The 4,677-nt window shown below is 43.9% G+C and carries 5 protein-coding genes; 2 read left to right on the top strand and 3 right to left on the bottom strand.

Annotated elements, in window-relative coordinates; genetic code table 11:
* Positions 1-667, top strand: a 667-nt coding sequence (locus tag F6K20_RS25035; protein WP_287296439.1) for a 1-acyl-sn-glycerol-3-phosphate acyltransferase, incomplete at its 5' end; no start/stop codon positions are given.
* Positions 668-835: 168 nt separating this feature from the next.
* Here F6K20_RS25035 and F6K20_RS25040 read toward each other — a convergent pair.
* A complete protein-coding gene (locus F6K20_RS25040) occupies positions 836-1,348 on the bottom strand; it encodes a hypothetical protein (protein WP_287251765.1) in 513 nt (170 codons plus the stop codon).
* Between the two features lie 710 nt (positions 1,349-2,058).
* Entirely contained in the window at positions 2,059-3,060 is a 1,002-nt protein-coding gene (locus F6K20_RS25045; RefSeq protein WP_008186003.1) for an RNA polymerase sigma factor, RpoD/SigA family, read from the bottom strand.
* Between the two features lie 971 nt (positions 3,061-4,031).
* Here F6K20_RS25045 and F6K20_RS25050 point away from each other — a divergent pair.
* Positions 4,032-4,256 carry a ferredoxin family protein gene (locus F6K20_RS25050; protein WP_071986901.1) on the top strand — a complete coding sequence of 75 codons (225 nt, stop codon included), beginning with the start codon at positions 4,032-4,034 and terminating at the stop codon, positions 4,254-4,256.
* Between the two features lie 162 nt (positions 4,257-4,418).
* On the opposite strand, the gene F6K20_RS25055 is transcribed toward F6K20_RS25050, so the two are convergent.
* On the bottom strand, positions 4,419-4,677 hold a 259-nt coding region (locus F6K20_RS25055), incomplete at its 5' end, for a cob(I)yrinic acid a,c-diamide adenosyltransferase (protein WP_287296441.1).

The following is a 4,677-nucleotide window of genomic DNA, read 5'->3' on the forward strand; positions in this document are numbered from 1 at the left end:
TCTAATCCACCATTGTGGATTAGCTTCCCCTGATATGGTGATGATGATGTATGACTGGTTTCGCCGCTTTGGCACCCAGCGTCCAGTTTATGGTCTGATGCATTCCAATGCCTGGCACATTTATCCAGCCCTGGCGCAGCTAGCGGCAAAGATGGGGGCAATCATGGCTCATCCCCAAATGGCGATCGCTGCTTTTCGTAAGGGAGCTAGTGTCTTAGTCTATCCAGGGGGTGCCCAAGATGTGTTCCGTCCCCATAGCCAGCGTCATCAAATTCAATTGGCTGGACGTAAGGGCTTTATTAAACTGGCACTACGAGAAAAGGTTCCCATTGTTCCGATTATATCCAACGGTGCCCATGATACCCTGATTGTCTTAGGTGACTGCTATGAACAGGCACGACAACTAAACGAGTTGGGGATGCCCTGGTTATTTGGTCTTGACCCACAAGTTTTCCCAATTTATCTCGGTTTGCCTTGGGGATTGGGGATTGGTCCTCTACCCAATATACCCTTGCCCATACCTATTACAACTCGTGTTTGCCCTCCGATTGTTTTTGAGCGTTATGGTCGTGTTGCTGCTCGCGATCAAGATTATGTTAATGCTTGTTACCAGCAAGTTTCTAATCAAATGCAATCGGAGCTAAATCGTTTGGTTGCTGGATTATGAGTAACTGTTCCAATTTTAGGGTTTAATGAGCATAGCATTTAAATTTTAGAGATTGGATTTTTGATTTAATGCTCCCTACAGGAAGCCTTATACCTAATCCAACGTTGTTAATGGTCAATTCTTTCCTTGAATTACCTAGCAACTAGTATTAGTCCTAGGGAGCATTAATCACTCGGTGACTCTTGCTTGGTAGTTATCCCGGCAAACCCTCAAAATTTCCTGGTCACTATCACTAATAGAACTAATTGCTTGATATCCTTCTAGTCCAACGTGGTAAGGATAAGTAATAGCGCTATAGCGATGGTCAAGGCTTAGCCGTTCACCAACTATAGCAATGGGTGAGCGCTGTTCACGGGAAATGGTATGGGACAAAGCGGTTTGGTTGTAGGGATCAATAACCGTCAAATTCATTTGTTTTGAATCTAGGGTGCCGTAAAAACAGCTATACTCTGACTGAGGCATATATACCGCACCAAGCACCTTGCCCTGATTCGCTTCAAATACTAGATATTCTTGACCAATCTGTCCTGGTTGTGAGGATTCACCATAGAGGTAGATGCCATCATCAGGCATTGATGCATTTGGATTCGTTGCTTGAGTGTACGCTCTACCTGTAGTATCAATGGCTTGATCTGGCCGTTGAGGTGCTGCTGTTGCTATAGTTGATGAGGTAGTTACCAATCCTATCGTTAGCAATAGCCTTGTCAGGGGTAGTTTTCTAAGATTTAGCAGTTGACGTGCTGACAAGAACGATCCAGTTAATTGGTTAAGCATCATACTTACCCCCTTTGAAAAAAAAACTGTAAGACACCCTAAGCAAAAATTCTGAGAGTTTAGACCATCAATTGATGAAGCCATAATCAATCAGAAAAAGTTAATTTTTCCTAAACCAGAGTTATGTTGACTCTTAAGGTTATAAACCTATTTAAGCCTAAACTATGCTTTGGTTTGTTCCTTTGTTGATCGGTTTATCAACTGTCACAGTTGGCGCTGGTCATAGCCTGAAATTTTGCTGAAGCTTGACTATCAGCTTTCACCCAGCTATTGGTTGACCCTTGCTCAAGCAATAGCTGGGTGACCTTTTGCTGAAATAGGTGAGTCCAGACTCATCTTTTATTCAACCCTTGGAATAATTTTTCGTCCAGGTTAACTTAGAAATTGCTTCTTAAATGGCTCTCCCAGGTTTTTTTACCTCCTCACTCTCCCGTTTTGATGTGAAAATTTTGTGAACTTATCGGTGAACTTATACAGTGATGTCAATTTTGCTCTGACTATAGAAATACTCCAAAGGTCAGAACAGAGATTTCGGTGTTTTTTACATTTCTTTACAAAAAAATAAGTGGTAACCGTTTCTGGCTACCACTCATGCTTGGAAGACAGTCAACCATTAGCTAGCTAGCGATGTACTCCCGGAAATTAGCATGGCGACGCCGTAGCTGTGCTAAGGCTTGATGTTCTAACTGGCGTACCCGTTCACGACTGAGGTTAAGTCGCTTACCAACTTTAGCCAGAGACAGCTCTTTGCCATCCTCTAACCCAAAGCGTAGCGCTAGCACTTCCCGCTGTTGGGGGGTAAGTTCTGCTAACAGCAGATTTAGGTCTTGCCGCAAGGACTCCTGAGTGGTGTAGTTAACCGGTGTTAGACCATCATCTTCTAGCAGCTCAGACAGCTCTGTGTCTTGGTTATCTCCGACCCGAACGTCAAGAGAGATGGGCTGACGAGCAATGCTCAAATATTCCCTAATCTGAGCTGGTTCTAAATCCAACTCTTTAGCAATCTCGGTGGGAGTAGCATTGCGACCTAGGGTCTGGGATAGTTCCCGTTGTACTTTCTTAATTTTGTTGAGCTTTTCGGTAATGTGGATAGGCAGCCGAATTGCACGAGCTTGCTGAGCGATCGCACGGGTAATCGCTTGCCGAATCCACCAATAGGCGTAGGTGGAAAACTTGTAGCCCCTGGTTGGGTCAAATTTCTCAACCCCTCGCTCTAAGCCCAAGGTACCTTCCTGGATCAAGTCCAAGAATTCCATGTTGCGCTTTTGATATTTCTTAGCGATCGCTACTACTAGGCGCAGATTCGCTTCAATCATCTTGCGCTTGGCACGAGTACCTTGGTCTATGGCTTTTTTCAGTTCTGCTTCGCTCTTATTAACGTACGAAGCCCACTCTTCAGTTGTCGGTTCGCGCTCTAGCTCCTGTGCCAAGGTGGCTTTTTCCCCTAAGAGTGCCATCATTTGCTGCACTTGCTTACCATAAACAATTTCTTGCTCATGGGTCAGCAGAGGTACGCGACCGATCTCATGAAGATAGGTACGAACCATATCTGCTGAGAAGGTAGGCTTGGTCGGCTTGGTCGGCTTGGTAGTTTTGGTTTTGGTTTTAGAAGTGGGCATGGGTGAGTGGTGACTCCAAAAACAAGCAGTATAGTAGATTCTGTTGCGGATGTTTACTCCATCAAGTAACTACAATCTCTTTCCCTTGAGATTATTGCGCCATGGATTGCCTTACATTTATTACAAGAGGTATTAACCACCTACCTCCTTCGTTAGAAAGAGATTTAAGGGTAACATTGACGCTCTATACTAAGTCAAGTTTTTCTAGGTTTTGTCTGGGGCTTTCCCCAGCTTAGGTACTCCTACAAGTTGACCAGGCTCTAAAGCTCATTACTCTTGAAGCGTGGGTGTTGTACCCGCCACCCAATCGAAGATGTGGGGTTGATGGATTCCAGTTTCATCTGCCGCTGCCCCCCTGTAGCTATATAAGTATCTATACTTGATATATACTTATATATAATATATAAGGTATTTACAGATTGGTCTTACACAGCGTCCGGAGGTTTGGCTGATCGAGCCTTACTCCTGTAGTAGTTTCCTACTAACCTGGCAGCAACCAGCCTCCCGCAGGTGGTTTGAGGTCTTTAGGTTAATCCCCTTTAGTAATGGTTAAATCAGATTAATTCGAAGTCATTATGATTTCAACATAGCTCCATTGTATTACATATTTAGACCCCGGTCAAGGTGAAAAGGTTCAACAATTGTTTGCTTTGACGAAAAAATAGCAATATCATAGGGACAGAGTCACTAGATTACATTGGTGGGACGACAGGACCTTGGTGGGGCTTAGGAGATTAAGCCTCAGGTACATCCTCCATTAAAATAATCACCCAATAATCAGGAAATAGATAGATACTCCAAAGTGAGATAACCGAACTGATAGGGGTCGTGATGTCTAGACACGCAGCATGAACTGCCACTGGTAATTCAATAATTGGAAGTAATTGGTTGGAGTTGGCTAGGGGGAACTTAGCTAACTATAGAATTAAGAAAGATCCACATCCGACCAACTAGCGCTTAAAGAAAACACTGTGCCACACACGATTGTTACCGATACTTGCCAAGGAATTGCTGATTGCGTTGAATGTTGCCCAGTGGCGTGCATTCATCCAGGACCAGGGAAAAATGCCCTCGGGAGTGACTGGTACTGGATTGACTTTTCTAGCTGCATTGACTGTGGCATTTGCGTGGAAGTCTGTCCAGTGGAGAAAGCTATTATACCAGAAGAGCGACCTGATTTGCAGAAAACGCCATAATTTTTTGTGACCACCCACGCTATTGGTGTGACAACTATCGCAAAGCATTAAGCAGAAAACTTGGGGATTGTGGAGTGTTGAGAAATAGTTCAAAAATTTCTCCCCTACTCCCCTGGTTAACAGAATTAAAACTTAATAAAAACTTAATAGTAAAACTCACTATTAAAACTCGATACCAGGTTGCGCCTTAATCCCCTGTTCTTTTAAAGGATGCTTCACTAAGGTCATCTCTGTGACTAAGTCAGCTCGTTCAATTAGGGCGGCTGGTGCTCCCCTACCGGTTAAGATGACATGGGAATCAGCCGGTTTTTCGTCTAGTCCAGCCAAAACCTGCTCAATGGTTAGATAGTTGAGTTTCAAGGCTATGTTAATCTCATCCAATAGCACTAGCTTAATGTCAGGGTTACGGATAAACCCTAAG

This window comes from Moorena sp. SIO2C4 (assembly GCF_010672485.1).
Lineage (GTDB): Bacteria > Cyanobacteriota > Cyanobacteriia > Cyanobacteriales > Coleofasciculaceae > Moorena > Moorena producens.

What these genes read in the sequence shown, in the direction of transcription:
- F6K20_RS25045 (WP_008186003.1), bottom strand. Translation starts at nt 3,060, where the DNA reads ATGCCCACTTCTAAAACCAAAACCAAAACTACCAAGCCGACCAAGCCG.